The 16,375-nt window shown below is 37.0% G+C and carries 12 protein-coding genes; all 12 read left to right on the top strand.

Going from position 1 to position 16,375, the window contains the following annotated elements:
- Positions 1–1,707 carry a serine protease gene (locus tag CGC64_RS15030; RefSeq protein ID WP_005678129.1) on the top strand — a complete coding sequence of 569 codons (1,707 nt, stop codon included), beginning with the start codon at positions 1–3 and terminating at the stop codon, positions 1,705–1,707.
- A gap of 285 nt (positions 1,708–1,992) precedes the next feature.
- Positions 1,993–4,251 (top strand): alpha-N-acetylglucosaminidase, encoded by a 2,259-nt coding sequence (locus CGC64_RS15025; protein ID WP_005678131.1) that lies wholly within the window; start codon positions 1,993–1,995, stop codon positions 4,249–4,251.
- A gap of 246 nt (positions 4,252–4,497) precedes the next feature.
- A complete protein-coding gene (locus CGC64_RS15020; RefSeq protein WP_032855233.1) occupies positions 4,498–5,442 on the top strand; it encodes a tyrosine-type recombinase/integrase in 945 nt (314 codons plus the stop codon).
- Between the two features lie 356 nt (positions 5,443–5,798).
- Positions 5,799–6,392, top strand: a complete 594-nt coding sequence (locus CGC64_RS15015) for a UpxY family transcription antiterminator (protein WP_005678133.1) — start codon at positions 5,799–5,801, stop codon at positions 6,390–6,392.
- Positions 6,373–8,781: a polysaccharide biosynthesis/export family protein gene (locus tag CGC64_RS15010; protein ID WP_005678134.1), complete on the top strand. Its 2,409-nt coding sequence runs from the start codon at positions 6,373–6,375 to the stop codon at positions 8,779–8,781. Before CGC64_RS15015 ends, CGC64_RS15010 begins: the two co-directional genes overlap by 20 nt.
- A 13-nt stretch (positions 8,782–8,794) precedes the next feature.
- Complete coding sequence (locus CGC64_RS15005) at positions 8,795–9,937, top strand: GumC domain-containing protein (protein ID WP_005678136.1); 1,143 nt, start codon at positions 8,795–8,797, stop codon at positions 9,935–9,937.
- A gap of 86 nt (positions 9,938–10,023) precedes the next feature.
- Positions 10,024–11,484, top strand: a complete 1,461-nt coding sequence (locus CGC64_RS15000; protein ID WP_229127114.1) for an MATE family efflux transporter — start codon at positions 10,024–10,026, stop codon at positions 11,482–11,484.
- Positions 11,481–12,128 carry a hypothetical protein gene (locus CGC64_RS14995; protein WP_005678138.1) on the top strand — a complete coding sequence of 216 codons (648 nt, stop codon included), beginning with the start codon at positions 11,481–11,483 and terminating at the stop codon, positions 12,126–12,128. The genes CGC64_RS15000 and CGC64_RS14995 overlap by 4 nt, the downstream gene beginning before the upstream one ends.
- A 183-nt stretch (positions 12,129–12,311) precedes the next feature.
- Positions 12,312–13,430: a radical SAM protein gene (locus CGC64_RS14990; RefSeq protein ID WP_005678140.1), complete on the top strand. Its 1,119-nt coding sequence runs from the start codon at positions 12,312–12,314 to the stop codon at positions 13,428–13,430.
- Positions 13,427–14,365, top strand: a complete 939-nt coding sequence (locus CGC64_RS14985) for a polysaccharide pyruvyl transferase family protein (protein WP_005678141.1) — start codon at positions 13,427–13,429, stop codon at positions 14,363–14,365. Before CGC64_RS14990 ends, CGC64_RS14985 begins: the two co-directional genes overlap by 4 nt.
- A gap of 4 nt (positions 14,366–14,369) precedes the next feature.
- Positions 14,370–15,353, top strand: a complete 984-nt coding sequence (locus CGC64_RS14980) for a glycosyltransferase family 2 protein (protein ID WP_005678142.1) — start codon at positions 14,370–14,372, stop codon at positions 15,351–15,353.
- Positions 15,350–16,375 (top strand): glycosyltransferase family 2 protein, encoded by a 1,026-nt coding sequence (locus CGC64_RS14975; protein WP_005678143.1) that lies wholly within the window; start codon positions 15,350–15,352, stop codon positions 16,373–16,375. The genes CGC64_RS14980 and CGC64_RS14975 overlap by 4 nt, the downstream gene beginning before the upstream one ends.

The raw sequence follows: 16,375 nt of genomic DNA, 5'->3' as shown, positions 1-16,375 counted from the left end.
ATGAAGAAGATTTTAATCCTACCTTTGGTGCTTTTCTTTCTGGTACAGGGAAGCATGGCACAAACCCCTAAATGGGTGGAGAAGGCGAAACGCGCAGTTTTCTCTGTGGTGACTTATGACAAGAATGATAAGATGCTGAACACCGGGAACGGATTTTTTGTATCCGAAGACGGATTGGCTTTATCTGATTATAGCCTTTTTAAAGGAGCGGAACGTGCGGTGGTTATCACGGCGGACGGCAAGCAAATGCCGGTAGACGTGATACTTGGAGCTAATGATATGTACGATGTTATTAAGTTCCGTGTAGCCATTACCGAGAAGAAAGTTCCTGCGTTGAACGTGGCAAAAGCTGCTCCGGAAGTGGGAGCCGATGCATGGATGCTTCCTTATTCGACACAAAAGAGTATTGCTTGTGTATCCGGTAAAGTGAAAGATGTCTCCAAAGTGGCCGGAGAATATCATTATTATACGTTGGGTATGCAGATGAAAGATAAAATGGTTAGTTGCCCGGTGATGAATGCGGAAGGACAGGTATTCGGTATTTCCCAGAAGTCCTCCGGAATTGATACGGTGACTACTTGCTATGCAGCAGGGGCCGCTTTTGCCATGGCACAAAAAATCAATGCGCTTTCTTTGGGTGATGCTGCGCTGAAAAGTATCGGAATCAGGAAAGGACTGCCCGAAGTGGAAGATCAGGCATTGGTTTACTTGTTTATGGCTTCTTCACAAATGACGGATGAAGAGTACGGCAAACTATTGGATGATTTTATCCGCCAGTTCCCGAACAGCACGGACGGGTATATTCGCCGTGCCAATTATTATGTAACTAAGGGACAGGAAGACCAATCTTGGTTTGACAAGGCGGTTGCCGACTTTAATAAGGCATTGAAGGTAGCACAGAAAAAGGATGATGTGTATTACAACATTGCCAAGTTGATGCATGCTTACCAATTATCGAAGCCTGAGAAGACGTATAAAGACTGGACGTATGACACGGCTTTGAAGAATCTCCGCCAGGCAATCGCTATTGATCCGCTTCCTGTTTACACTCAGCTGGAAGGGGATATTCTGTTTGCCCAACAGGACTATGCAGGTGCTTTGGCTGCTTATGAGAAAGTGAACGCCAGCAATATTGCTTCTCCTGCTACCTTCTTTAGTGCCGCTAAAACCAAGGAATTGCTGAAAGCGGATCCGAAAGAAGTTATTGTATTAATGGATAGTTGTATCGCCCGTTGTCCGCAACCGGTTACTTCCGCGTTTGCTCCTTATCTTCTGGAACGTGCACAGATGAATCTGAATGCCAATCAGGCGCGTAATGCGATGCTCGATTACGATGCTTATTTTAAAGCAGTCAACGGACAGGTGAATGATATGTTCTATTATTATCGAGAACAAGCTGCCCTGAAAGCACGCCAGTATCAACGTGCATTGGATGATATTGCCAAGGCGATCGAACTGAATCCGAAAGACCTGACTTATAAGGCAGAGCAAGCAGTGGTAAACCTGCGTGTGGGACGGTATGAAGAGGCTGTTCAAATATTGAATAATATATTGAAAGAAGATCCGAAATATGCCGAGGCCTATCGTCTGCTCGGACTTTGTCAGATACAGTTGAAGAAAACGGATGAAGCTTGCGGCAATTTTAATAAAGCAAAAGAACTGGGTGATCCGAATACGGATGATCTGATAAAGAAATATTGCAAGTAAAGATTGCTTTTTTCGAAGATATAAAAATGAACCCCTGCCAGCTTTCTCAGTTGGCAGGGGTTCTTCGTTTTTGGGGACATTTCTTTAAAACTCTCTCTCTTTTCTGTTTTTCCCCACACTTGTTAAGTTCAGGTTATAGGTCTTAATGATATATAGGTTTGATCATTCTACGTTTGCTTTTTATATAATAAATGCAGGGGATTGGGAAATACTGCATCGTATTAATTATTTTTTTTAGAAAAAATCTTTTTCTTATATTTGTGCTATATAAAAATTGATAGTCAAATGAAAAAACCTTTGTTGTTATTATTGTGCCTGTTTACTGTAATAGGCTATGCCAAAGACCCGCACATTAAGGCTGTTTATGCCTTAATAGAGCGAGTCACACCCGGATATGGGAAACAGATCAAACTGCAATTGATCGACCCCGCCAATGGAGAGGATGTGTATGAAATCTCATCAGAAAAAGGGAAAGTCCTTTTGAAAGGGAATAATGCCATAGCCCTGTCCACTGCATTTAACCAATATCTGAAATATACGTGTAACGCGCATGTTTCATGGTTGGGTAATCAATTAAACTTACCTGAAAATCTTCCGCTTCCCCAAAAGACTATCCGTAATACGATCAATGGTAAATACAGGGTATACATGAATTATTGTACGGTCAGCTATACTGCTGCCTATTGGGATTGGGAACGTTGGCAACGCGAAATAGATTTCATGGCTATGAATTCTATCAATATGCCTTTGGCAACAGTAGGATTGGAAGCTGTATGGTATAACACGTTATTGAAACATCGGTTTACGGATGAAGAAGCTCGTCGTTTTTTAGCCGGTCCGGGACATGCTGCCTGGCAATGGATGCAAAATCTGCAAAGTTATGGAGGTCCGCTGCCTAAATCTTGGATCGATAAACATATTATCTTAGCTAAAAAGATAATAGACCGTGAAAGGGAATTAGGTATGACACCGATCCAACAAGGATTCTCCGGTTATGTTCCTCGTGAATTGAAAGATAAATATCCTGAAGCTAAAATTCGCCTGCAACCCGGTTGGTGCGGATTTAAAGGAGCAGGACAGCTTGATCCTACCGATGCGTTGTTTGCAACATTAGGCCGTGATTTTTTAGAGGAAGAAAAGAAACTTTATGGCACGTATGGAATATACGCAGCAGATCCGTTCCACGAGAGTGCACCTCCTGTCAATACTCCGGAGTATTTAAGCGCAGTAGGGCATGCCATATATAAATTAATCAAAGATTTCGACCCGAAAGCTAAATGGGCTATGCAGGCATGGAGTTTGCGGGAACCGATTGTAAAGGCTGTTCCTCAGAATGACCTGATTATTCTGGACTTAAATGGAGAAAAGATAAAGGGCCGCAAAGGCTTTTGGGGATACCCGGCTGTGGAAGGAAATTTGCATAACTTCGGCGGGCGTATTAATATGCATGGAGATTTGCGTTTGCTGGCCTCCAACCAATATATGACGGCTTTAAAACAGTATCCCAATGTTTGTGGCTCCGGTTTGTTTATGGAAGCTATTGAACAGAATCCTGTATATTATGATTTGGCATTTGAGATGCCTTTGCATAAAGGGGAAGTAGCCATTGAGGAATGGCTTAAGCAATATGCCAACCGACGTTATGGGGCTGTCTCTCCCTCGGCTCAGCAAGCTATGATTTGTTTATTGGAGGGACCTTATCGTCCCGGTACAAATGGTACCGAACGAAGTTCTATCATTGCTGCACGTCCTGCTCTTAATGTAAAAAAATCAGGGCCTAATGCAGGATTGGGAATTCCATATTCTCCTTTATTGGTCATTCAGGCCGAAGGTTTGTTACTCAAAGATGCCGATAAACTGAAGAATTCTGAACCTTATCGTTTTGATGTGATAGATGTCCAAAGGCAAATGATGACCAATATGGGACAAGTTATCCATAAAAGAGCTGCCGAAGCTTTCCTGAATAGAGACAAAGAGGCTTTCGCTTTGCATAGCAAACGCTTCTTGCAAATGCTGGAAGATGTGGACGAGCTGCTTCGTACACGTCCTGAATTTAATTTTGACCGTTGGCTGACATCTGCACGAAGTTGGGGGGATACGGAAGAAGAAAAGAACCTGTTAGAATATGATGCCACTTCCTTAGTCACTATTTGGGGGGCAGACGGAGATCCTTCTATTTTTGACTACTCATGGAGAGAATGGACGGGACTTATTAAAGGGTATTATTTGCCGCGTTGGACGAAGTTTTATGCCATGCTTCAGGAACATCTCGATAATGGAACAACCTATTCGGAGGAGGGATTACGTCAGACGCATGGACGAGAGGCTTTCCGTGCCAATGATTTTTATAGTAAACTGGGGGATTGGGAGTTGCAATTTGTATCTACCCCCAATAAGGCACGTACTCCAATTGTACAAGGGGATGAAATAGAAATTGCCGGTCGGATGTATAAGAAATATACTGCTTTGGCCAAAGAATATTACCAGGACTTCAAAGCGGATGCAATCAAAGACGGTAAAACGTATGAGAATCTAGGGGAATAATTTCTATATACCCACACATAAAGAGAGAGGATAAATCATTTACTTAATAATGTTTATCCTCTCTTTGTTTATGATATTATAACTGAATAAGGCAGGGGGTATTGAGATTACAATTTGCATATTTTCTGGAAGAATATCTGATTTTCATGTAAAACAGTAAGTATTCCATAAATAGTATGTTCGGTTTAATGAAAATCTTGTATATTCCGTGATATTTTCACTCATTAATATAATATGAAATGAATTATGAAGAAAAATCGATTTTCTACTTGTGCAAGCAACTATATTGATTGTTTGCGAAAGGAGGGCCGTTATTCTACGGCCCATGTGTATAAGAATGCGGTCCGTTCTTTCTCGCAGTTTTGTGGTACGCAGTCTATTGAGTTTACCAAAATAAACCGCGAAAACTTAAAAAGGTATAGCAATTACCTGACGGCCTCCCGTTTAAAGCCAAATACGATATCTACGTATATGCGTATGTTGCGTTGTATCTATAATAGGGGAGTGGATGCTCGTCAGGCTCCGTATGTACATGGCTTGTTTCGTGATGTGTTTACCGGAGTTGATACCCGCCAGAAGAAAGCACTTCCTTTGAGTGAGCTTCATACGTTGCTTAACAAAGATCCGCAGACGGAGACACTTCGCCATACGCAGGCCATTGCTAATTTACTGTTTCAGTTTGGTGGTATGCCTTTCGTTGATCTGGCTCATCTGGAGAAGTCAAATTTGAATCAGGGGCTCTTGAAGTATAACCGTATGAAAACCGGTACTCCCATGAGTGTGGAGATTATAGATTCTGCTTATGAGTTACTTTCTTTGCTTCGTAATAATCATAGTTCATCTTGTTCCGACCGTCCCGATTATCTTTTCCATATATTGAGTGGAGAGTATAAAAGGGGGGAAGAAGGTGCGTATCGTGAGTATCAGTCTGCATTACGGAAATTCAATAATCATCTGAAAAGTTTATCCCGTAAGCTGAGGTTGCATTCGTCTGTAACATCTTATACTTTACGGCATTCCTGGGCTACTACTGCTAAATATAGGGGTGTTCCTATTGAGATGATCAGTGAGTCACTAGGGCATAAATCAATTAAGACAACTCAGATTTATTTGAAAGGTTTCGAATTGGAAGAACGCACAAAAGTAAATAAACAAAATTATTATTACGTTAGAAGATTTAAAATAGCCTGAAGGAAAAGGTTTAAAATGCTAAGATTTAGGGGCTTAGTATTACTGTTACTTCTTAAGTAACGGAAATTTATTCGGTGCAAAGATAGGTAAAAATACTAATAGCATACAAGTAAAAACTTCTTTTTTTCCTTTTTCTCTTAAATACATAATAAAAAAGTATCTGAACATGAAGATTTTGCTTTCATGCTCTATGACCTTTTATTACCTAATTTCGGAATACTTTCATATCGAATATTAGGTTTCCATATCGTCCCACCCTCATCGCGGTTCATTTTCCTTTTTTTGTTGTTAGCTGCTGTCTGCAAATGCATGATCCGTTACTTAAGAAGTAACAGATAAACATGGGGTAAAAAAATATGATTTTTCAAGAAAAGAAATCAGCAAATGCCGGGCCTAGTTGTGGGACAGGGGAAGGCGTAGCACACTCAAAACGTTGGTATGTCGCTCTCGTTCGTATGCATCACGAGAAGAAGGTATCCGAACGTTTATCCAAAATGGGAATTGATTCTTTTGTTCCCGTTCAGCAACAGATTCATCAATGGAGCGACCGCCGTAAGCTGGTGGATACCGTCTTACTTCCTATGATGGTGTTCGTTCATGTGACTCCCAAGGAGCGTATGGAAGTTCTTTCCTTTTCCACTGTCAGCCGTTATATGGTGATGCGTGGTGAAAGTACTCCTGCCGTAATTCCCGACGAGCAAATGGCCCGTTTCCGTTTCATGCTCGATTATTCTGATGAAGCCGTCTGTATGAATGACTCTCCTTTGGCCCGTGGTGAGAAGGTGCGTGTCATAAAAGGTCCTTTGAGCGGCCTTGTCGGCGAACTGGTGACTGTCGGTGGCCGGAGTAAGATTGCCGTCCGTTTGAATATGCTCGGCTGTGCCTGTGTCGATATGCCGATCGGTTATGTAGAACCTATTCACTTAATCAATGATACTTCGAAAGTTTAGTGTTTTGTTATTGATCCTTCTGTCGGGATCATCTCCTCTTTTCGCTCAGAGTATGAGCGATTCCCAGGTACTTGAATATGTGAAGGACGGTATCCGTCAGGGTAAGGAACAAAAGCAGCTGGCCTCCGAACTGGCCCGCAAGGGTGTAACCAAGGAGCAGGCCCTGCGTGTGAAGCAGCTCTATGAGCAGCAGAACAACGTGAACGCTTCCAATGCCACGGGTACGGATATCAACGAATCCCGCCTTCGTGAAGAGATGAAGGAGAACACCTCGGATATGTTGGAGGACCACCCTAGTACCCAAGACCTCGCACGCGGTAATCAGGTCTTCGGACGTAACATCTTCAACACCCGTAATCTGACCTTCGAACCCAGTGTCAATATCGCCACCCCCTTGAATTACCACCTTGGTCCCGGTGACGAAGTGATAATCGATATCTGGGGGGCGAGCCAGAATACTATCCGCCAGCAGATCTCTCCCGACGGCACTATCAATATCCAGAAGATAGGCCCCGTCAACCTGAACGGACTTACGATCGCTGAAGCGAACGACTATCTCAAAAAAACATTAAACAAGATCTATAACGGTCTTAATAATACGAACGACCCGACCTCTGACATCCGTCTGACACTCGGCAGCATCCGTACTATCCAGATCAATGTCATGGGTGAAGTGGTCCAGCCGGGCACCTACTCCCTTTCCTCCTTTGCCACTGTCTTTCACGCGCTTTACCGTGCGGGAGGTGTGAGTGACATCGGCAGCCTGCGCAATGTCCAACTGGTCCGTAACGGCAGGAACATCGCTACAATCGACGTCTACCAGTTTATCATGAAAGGTAACATTCAGGACGATATCCGTCTTCAGGAAGGTGACGTTGTGATAGTTCCCGCTTATGAGGTACTGGTCAAGATCGACGGCAAGGTGAAACGTCCGATGCGTTTTGAGATGAAGAAGGACGAGAACCTTTCCACGCTTATCAGCTATGCCGGCGGCTTTGAAGCCGACGCCTACACCCGTTCTTTGCGTGTGGTCCGCCAGAACGGTCAGGAATATGAAGTCAACACGGTCAAGGACATGGATTACAGTGTCTATAAGATGCGCAACGGCGATGTTGTGACGGCCGAAGCTATCCTTAACCGCTTCATCAACAAGCTTGAAATCCGCGGTGCGGTCTACCGTCCCGGTATCTACGAACTGAACGGCAGGCTGAATACCGTCCGCGAACTGGTCAACGAATCCCAGGGCCTTACCGGTGATGCGTTCCTGAACCGTGCTGTCCTTTACCGTCAGCGTGAGGACCTGACTTCCGAAGTAATCCCTTTGGATATCAAGTCTATCATGGAGGGTACTTCCCCCAATCTTCCCCTGATGAAGAATGACATTCTTTATATTCCCAGTATTCATGACCTGGAGGACAGGGGTAATGTGGTCATCCACGGTGAAGTGGCTCAGCCTGACTCGTATCCTTATGCGGATAACATGACCCTTGAGGACTTGATCATCCAGGCAGGCGGCCTGCGTGAAGCCGCTTCCGTAGTCCGTGTTGATGTATCCCGCAGAATAAAGAACCCGTATAGTACAGTTGATAATGATACTATCGGTCAGATGTATACGTTTGCCTTAAAGGACGGTTTTGTAGTTGACGGTCGTCCCGGCTTTGTCCTTCAGCCCTACGATGAGGTTTATGTTCGTCGCAGTCCCGGTTATCAACCTCAACAAAATGTTTCAGTCGAAGGAGAAATACTTTTCGGCGGTTCCTATGCGATGACCAGCAGGGAGGAACGTCTTTCAGACTTGATCAACAAAGCCGGCGGAGCCACCAACTACGCTTATCTTCGTGGTGCAAAGCTTACCCGTGTAGCCAATGCGAGTGAGAAGAAACGTATGGGTGATGTAATCCGTTTGATGAGCCGTCAGTTGGGTGAGGCTATGCTTGATTCCCTGGGTGTCCGTGTGGAGGATACGTTTACGGTCGGTATCGATTTGGAGAAGGCGTTGGCCAATCCCGGAAGTACGGCAGATATTGTGTTGCGTGAGGGTGATGTAGTCTCTATTCCCAATAATAACAATACGGTAACAATCAATGGTGCCGTCATGGTTCCGAATACTGTTTCTTATATGAAAGGCAAGGATGTAGACTATTATCTAAATCAAGCGGGAGGTTATTCAGAGAATGCGAAGAAGAGTAAGAAGTTCATTGTTTATATGAATGGTCAGGTGACTAAGGTGAAGGGTAGTGGCAAGAAACAAGTTGAACCCGGTTGTGAGATAATTATTCCTAGTAAGGCTAAGAAGAAAACTAATATCGGAAACATTTTGAGTTATGCTACTACATTCAGTACTTTGGGAATGATGGTTGCCTCTATTGCTAATTTAATAAAAAAATGAATTCTTGATTCTTATGATTGAAAATCAGTATGTTAGTAATGGGAACTCATCATTGGGAGAGAGTGAGAAACATCGAAATGGAATGGAAGTTGGTTTAATTGATATTTTCCGCAATATAATTGACATTCGTAAAACGATATATAAGGCTGTGGGAATAGGGATGCTTGTTGGTATTATTGTAGCATTGAGTATTCCAAAACAATATACGGTAAAAGTTACATTATCTCCTGAAATGGGTAGCTCTAAAGGTGGAAATGGCTTAGCAGGACTTGCGGCTTCTTTTTTGGGAAGTGGAGCTAGTTTGGGGGAGAATTTGGATGCTTTAAATGCCTCTCTTTCATCTGATATTGTAGCTTCTACTCCTTTTTTATTAGAGCTTTTGCGGATGAAAATTGGTATATCTTCTGCGGAATCGAATAATACTTTGGAAGCCTATTTGGGTGAACAATCTTCTCCTTGGTGGAATTATGTGATTACTATGCCAGGTATTATTATTAGTGGTGTGAAGGCTTTATTCACAAATGAAAATAATATTATTACTATCGGAGAAATAAAAAAAACAACTATTGAATTGACAAGAGAAGAAACAGATAAAATAAGTTCATTAAGAAAAGCAATAACTGCATCAGTGAATAATAAAACTGCTATTACTAGTATCTCTGTAACTTTACAAGATCCGGAGATTGCTGCGATTGTTGCTGATTCTGTAATTCATAAATTACAAGAATATATTATTAATTATCGTACTTCTAAAGCTAAAGAAGACTGTGCTTATTTGGAAAGATTATTCAAAGAACGTCGGTTAGAATATTATATTGCACAAAAGAAATATGCTAGCTATATGGATACTCATAATAATCTGATTCTTCAAAGTGTACGTACTGAACAGGAAAGATTACAAAATGATATGAGTCTGGCTTATCAAGTATATAGTCAAGTGGCTAATCAGTTGCAAGTAGCTAGAGCAAAAGTGCAGGAAGAAAAACCTGTATTTGCAGTTGTTGAACCGGCAGTAATTCCTTTGGAAGCTTCTAGTATTGGAATGAAGATATGTATATTGCTATTTGTTTTTCTATCCGTGTTTTGTGTAATTAGTTGGGAACTACTAGGAAAAGAAATATGGAATAGATTGAGAATAAAACGCACAAAGAAATAAATCGTTTCATAAACTTAATGTCTAGTTCTAAAAATAATCTTATAGCAAAGAATACAATGATGCTTTATATTAGATTAAGCATCGTTATGATTGTATATTTATATACTTCTAGGATTGTTTTAAAAGCTTTAGGTATAGAGGATTATGGAATTTATAATGTCGTTGCTGGAGTTATAACTTTATTTTCTTTCTTTAATGGAGCATTAAGTTCCGCGACCTCTCGTTTTATTACTTATGAATTAGGGAGGGAAAATAGAATAGGATTAGAAAAAAACTTTCGTACAGCTTTTACTATACATCTAATACTAGCTGGGATTATTCTCATATTAGCGGAGACAATAGGACTATGGTTTGTGAATAATAAGCTGATTATACCTGTTGAAAGATTGTTTGCTGCTAATATAATTTATCAATTTTCTGTTCTTAGTTGTGTTGTGACAATTATGCAAGTCCCATTAAATGCAGAAATAATAGCTCATGAGAAGATGACAATTTATGCATATATGGGTATTTTAGATGCATCAAGTAAATTACTTATAGCTTTTTTTATCAATACTTGTAATAGTGATAAACTTATAGCGTATGGTTTTCTGTTATTTGTAACTACTATTCTTTTATTTTTAGTTTATCATATTTATTGTAAGAGAAAATTTGGAGAATATAATCCTAGTCTTTTTTATGATAAGAGTACTTTTAAAGGTATGCTTAGCTATTCTGGGTGGAGTTTATGGGGAAGTATGGCTTATGTTTTGAAAGATCAAGGAGTAAATATGGCATTGAATATTTTTTTTGGTCCTGTTGTGAATGCTGCGCGTGGTATAACTTATCAAGTAAATACAGCTCTTAATAGTTTTACTCAAAACTTTACTATAGCGATGAATCCACAAATTGTGAAATCATACGCATGTAATGACTATAATCGAATGTTTCTACTCTTCTTTACAGGGGCAAAGTTTTCATTTTTTCTATTGTTATTATTTTCTATTCCAATTATCTTAGAAACAGAATATATATTAGCGATATGGTTAGGACAAATTCCTGAGTATACAATTTTATTTATTCGTTTGATTGTTATTAATTCTCTTATTGAGTCGTTCACATATGTAATTGGTGCAACTGTACAAGCTACAGGAAACATAAAATTATATCAGGTTATGGTAGGAGGGTTATTGTTGCTAAATCTTCCTATCTCTTATTTATTTTTGAAATTAGGCTGTCCGCCTTATTCTACATTTTTGGTTGCAATATTACTATCAATAATATCAATTTTTATTCGTATAATAATTCTCAATTTTTTAATTAAAGTTTCAATCAGTCATTTTTTTATTAATGTATTAGGTGTATCAATGCTTGTGGGGATACTCTCATGTATATTACCATATTGGATTCACAATATGATGAGTGAAGGATTAATACGCTTAGTTTGTGTTACTATCTGCAGTACATTCAGTATGCTTATTAGTTCTTGGTTTATAGGACTAAATCATAATGAAAAGTTGTATATTAAATCTGTTTTAATAGGAAAATTAAAAAAAATGATTTTATGAGAGTTAGTAAAAGAATTATATTTAGTTTGATATCTATTATTGTTGCATTAATAGTAATATTTTCTGTTTATATTTATGTTTCAGTTCCTATACCTTCAAATTCCCCAAATAAGATTGTACAAATAAGTTTTGATGATGTTTATCTTTGTATAAAAGACTTGAAAGATACTTTGCGTTATACCTCTGTTTTTCAACAACCTTTTTTAAAATCATTAAAAGAATTGCATGATGTCTATGGTGCAGTCTTTAGTCTTTATGTGTATGAAAAAGCGGATAATTTTGTAATAACAGAAGTTCCTGATAAATTTAGAAATGAATTTATAGAAAATTCAGAATGGTTGAAGTTCGGATATCATGCTATTGAACCACGTTTTGATAAAAAAGAACAGTCGTTAGAATTTGAACGTTCTTTTTTGAATGTAAAAAAATCTATTTTACATTGGGCTGGAAAATCTTCTTTAGCCCCATGCTTGAGATTACATTATTATTTTGCAGACGATAATATGATTGCTATTCTTAAAAAATATAGGGTTTATCATTTATTAGGTGCGGATGATGAAGGGAGGATAAGTTATAATTTGAATCGTTTGCAAAGTGATAGCTTATATGCTCTACGAGTATATACTATCATAAGACAGATATAAGAATAGAAAGAATGGAATGTTTTCCTTTGGAATTATTAAATTATCAAAATAAAGATACGATTACGCTTTTTTCTCATGAATGGGCAATGAATGGACATAGAAATATTCTTAATAGAATAAAATTGAGACAATCAATTAAATGGCTGGCTAAGAATAATTATAAATTTAGTTTTCTAGAATAATATGGATAAAATTAAGAGGTATATTGATTGTTATGTTCCCATAACAACCTGTACTTTACGTTGTCATTACTGTTATATTGTACAACATGGGTTATTTGCTAATAAGGTACCTAAGTTGAAATATTCTGCTGAGACTGTTAGAAAAGCTCTATCTAAAGAAAGGTTAGGAGGAACATGTTTAATTAATTTCTGTGCTGCTGGTGAGACACTTATTTCAAAAGAATTATTAGAATATGTTCGCGCTATTCTAGAGGAAGGGCATTATGTAATGGTTGTAACTAATGCTACTATTTCTAAACGTTTCGATGAAATTATTTCTTTTCCACCAGAATTGTTGAAGAGGTTATTTTTTAAATTTTCATACCATTATTTAGAACTGAAAGAGAAGAACTTGTTAGAGCGTTTTTTCTCTAACATAAAAAAAATAAGAGACGTAGGGTGTTCTTTCACTTTGGAAGTAACTCCTTCGGACGAGTTGATTCCTTTTATTGATGAGATGAATCAAAAATCACTTGAAGAAGTCGGTGCAATACCTCATGTTACGATTGCTAGAGATGAGAGAGATCCTGAAAAATTACCAATTCTAACTTGTCTAGACAAGGAGGAATATAATAAAATCTGGGGTAATTTTAAATCTGCTATTTTTGATTATAAGATGAAGATTTTTGAGGTGAAAAGAAAAGAGTTTTGCTATGCTGGTGATTGGTCTTTTTATCTAAATCTTGGAACTGGAATAATGACTCAATGTTACAAATCTTTGATTCATCAGAATATATTTGAAGATGTCGAAAAGCCTATAAACTTCTGTCCTATCGGTAATAATTGTTTGGAATATCATTGTTATAATGGTCATTCATATATAGTATTAGGAGATATTCCAGAATTGGATGCTCCAACTTATGCTGAGTTGAGAAATCGAATATGTAATGATGGTAGTGAATGGCTTAAACCTGAAATGAAAAGTTTCATGAGTACGAAATTGTATGAATCTAATAAAGAATATACAGAACAGGAGAAAGAGGTGATTAATAAAAGAATATATAAGTTAGCAGTTCAAAGAAAGATAAAAGAGAAAGTTGGAAATTCAGTAAAAGCAATTTTAAAGCATATAATAAAATGAATTTTTCAGGAAAGGTGGCTTTTTTGAGAGATTTGATAGTTAATACGTTGACTCCTTTGATATCGGATTCTTATGTATTATGGGATTTACCTTATTATACTAATATCGGAGATATTTTGATTTGGGAGGGAACTGAAAATTTTCTAAAACAACTGTCTTCTCAATGTATTTCAAAATGTTCATATCAGACTTTTAGTTATAAGCCATTACCCAAGGATACAACAATTTTATTGCAAGGCGGTGGGAATTTTGGAGATCTGTGGCGTGTACATCAAGAGTTTAGATTAAAAATAGTAGAACTATATCCTGATAATAAGATTATTATATTACCACAAAGTGTTCATTATCAGGATACAAAAATATTAGAGAGAGATGCAGAGTTAATGGGAAAACATTCTAATCTAACTATCTGTGTTCGAGATACAAAGTCTTGGGATATATTAGGCTCATATTTCTATAAAAATAATTTATTGTTATTACCTGACATGGCATTCTGTATTTCTCAACAAACTTTAAATCAATATAGTGGAAAAAGTACTTCTAAGGTTCTGTACTTAAAGAGAAATGATATTGAATTTTGTGCGAAAAATTATGAAAGTTATATTATAGAGGATCAGCATCTGGTAGATATAAGGGATTGGCCTACTATGGAGTTTATATCTATTCGATTTAAAATATTGGGTAAGTTGATTAATTTTCAACAATACAAGCTAGCAAATGCTTTTGCTTCTATTTTTTTGAAAACATATTTAATAAAAAAAGGAGGAAGATTTCTTTGTCGTTATAATAAAATATATACAACAAGATTACACGTTGCCATTTTGGCTATTCTATTAAATAAGCCTTTTGTTTTTTTCGATAATTCATATGGAAAAAATAGGTTCTTCTATGAAACATGGTTGAAAGATTTAGATAATATATACTTTATTGATTAGTGATATGGTAAATGTTTCTATAATAATACCCGTCTACAATGTAGAACAATATATTGAAAGTTGTCTGTATTCAGTTATAAATCAGACATATAAAGGAACTTTAGAGTGTATTATAGTAAATGATTGTACCCCTGATCAGAGTATGGAGGTTGTCAATCGTCTTTTATCTGTTTATCAAGGAAATATTTTATTTAAAATAATAAATCATCAGGAAAATAAAGGCTTGTCTGCTGCAAGAAATTCAGGTGTTAAAATTGCGAAAGGAGATTATTTATATTTTCTGGATTCTGACGATATCTTAGTAGAAAATACCATTGAATTATTATCTAACCTTTCTTTGCAGAGTTTTCCTGATGTTATAATGGGCGATTTTGATTTGATTGGAGATAATCAATATATACCAAGATTAAATACAAGTGTTGCTATCTTTGATAAGCAAAAAGAAATATTTAATGCCTTTATTTCGTATAGTCTATATGAAATGGCTTGGAATAAACTGGTGAAAAAGAGTTTTTTTTTAAAATATGACTTGTGGTTTCGCGAGGGGATAATACATGAAGACTCGTTATGGTCCTTTAATCTTTTCTATTATTGTAATAATCTAAGAGTCTGTTTTCAAAGGACGTACCTTTATCGTGTTCGAGAAAATTCAATAATGACGGATCCTAAGAATATAATAAAAAGTTTTAATAGTTATTGTGAAATATTTTTTTTGAAAATAAATTTTATAAAGGAAAAAAGACTGTTTTATGAGTTTCCTTTATTAGTTAAATATATGGTTGATGCAAAGTTTTTACTTGAAAAAATAGTTATTGAACAGAACTTAGATAAGGAGACATACACGAGGCTTAAAAATCAGCTAGGAATATGTTATATACTAGAGAAAGATCTTACAATAATAACAAGACTAAAGTTGTTATTGTCAAATTTGCCCTTTAAAGTGTTCAAATTAATGCTATTCTATTTTTTCAAAAAAATAAAAGAATGAAAGTGTCAATTATAGTTCCTGTATATAAAAGTGAACCTTTTTTGGAAGACTGTATTAATAGTATAATAAATCAGATATTTACGGATTGGGAACTGATTTTAGTTGATGATGGGAGCCCTGATTTTTGTGGGAGAATTTGTGATTCGTTTGCTGTAAAAGATAGTCGAATAAAAGTATTACATCAAAAAAATTCAGGTGTCTCTGTTGCTCGAAATAGAGGGATATATCAAGCGAAGGGAGAATATATTTGTTTCGTTGATTCAGACGATTTAATAGAACCGGATTTTCTCAATTCTTTTTGGATTGGAGAAGAAAATGCTGATCTATATTTACAAGGCTATAAAATTGTTAATGAGGATAAAGAAGTACAAAATATCATATCCTTTAGCGGAATGGATCAATTATCTGTCAGAGAATGGAAATCTGTCTACATATTTGCAGAAGAAAAACACATATTTAATTCACCGTGGGCACGGTTGTTTAAAAGACAAATTATAATTGAGCATCATATTCAATTTGATTCTAGCCTTTCTTTTGGAGAGGACCATGTTTTTTCTTTACAGTTTTTATTATATGTACAAACATTATCTTTTATACAGAATTCTGGTTATTTATATGTGAAAAGAAAGCAAGAGTCTTTAACTTCTGCCTTCATTCCACATAGTATGTTTATTCGCTATGTTAGGTTATCCTATAATTTACGTATTCAGAATTGCGAGAAACATGAAATAGCAGAAAAACATTTTATGACGTTTATTGAAGTAGAAAAGAATGTATATGTTTTGCGTGCTATTTTATCTCTTTTTAGTGATAAGAAATTATCTCATAAAAAAAGAAATGAACTTTTATTTTTCTACTTGAATGAGTTGAATAGTTCTGTTGCAATATCCTTTATGCCTGGGCCTTATAAAATCGTTTTAGCTATTTGTGAATTATCTCCTGTGTTTTTTTTGATTAGTTTCCTACGCTTCTATTTAATAATTAATGAATTACGATTATACATTAGAAAAATATTACAATAA

Source organism: Bacteroides caccae (assembly GCF_002222615.2).
Taxonomy (GTDB): domain Bacteria; phylum Bacteroidota; class Bacteroidia; order Bacteroidales; family Bacteroidaceae; genus Bacteroides; species Bacteroides caccae.
Note: the sequence above shows the minus strand (reverse complement) of the source record. Positions and strands in the feature narration are given on the sequence as shown.

Coding starts and splice junctions, on each gene's coding strand:
- CGC64_RS15030 (WP_005678129.1), top strand. CDS start 1: ATGAAGAAGATTTTAATCCTACCTTTGGTGCTTTTCTTTCTGGTACAG.
- CGC64_RS15025 (WP_005678131.1), top strand. CDS start 1,993: ATGAAAAAACCTTTGTTGTTATTATTGTGCCTGTTTACTGTAATAGGC.
- CGC64_RS15020 (WP_032855233.1), top strand. CDS start 4,498: ATGAAGAAAAATCGATTTTCTACTTGTGCAAGCAACTATATTGATTGT.
- CGC64_RS15015 (WP_005678133.1), top strand. CDS start 5,799: ATGATTTTTCAAGAAAAGAAATCAGCAAATGCCGGGCCTAGTTGTGGG.
- CGC64_RS15010 (WP_005678134.1), top strand. CDS start 6,373: ATGATACTTCGAAAGTTTAGTGTTTTGTTATTGATCCTTCTGTCGGGA.
- CGC64_RS15005 (WP_005678136.1), top strand. CDS start 8,795: ATGATTGAAAATCAGTATGTTAGTAATGGGAACTCATCATTGGGAGAG.
- CGC64_RS15000 (WP_229127114.1), top strand. CDS start 10,024: ATGATTGTATATTTATATACTTCTAGGATTGTTTTAAAAGCTTTAGGT.
- CGC64_RS14995 (WP_005678138.1), top strand. CDS start 11,481: ATGAGAGTTAGTAAAAGAATTATATTTAGTTTGATATCTATTATTGTT.
- CGC64_RS14990 (WP_005678140.1), top strand. CDS start 12,312: ATGGATAAAATTAAGAGGTATATTGATTGTTATGTTCCCATAACAACC.
- CGC64_RS14985 (WP_005678141.1), top strand. CDS start 13,427: ATGAATTTTTCAGGAAAGGTGGCTTTTTTGAGAGATTTGATAGTTAAT.
- CGC64_RS14980 (WP_005678142.1), top strand. CDS start 14,370: ATGGTAAATGTTTCTATAATAATACCCGTCTACAATGTAGAACAATAT.
- CGC64_RS14975 (WP_005678143.1), top strand. CDS start 15,350: ATGAAAGTGTCAATTATAGTTCCTGTATATAAAAGTGAACCTTTTTTG.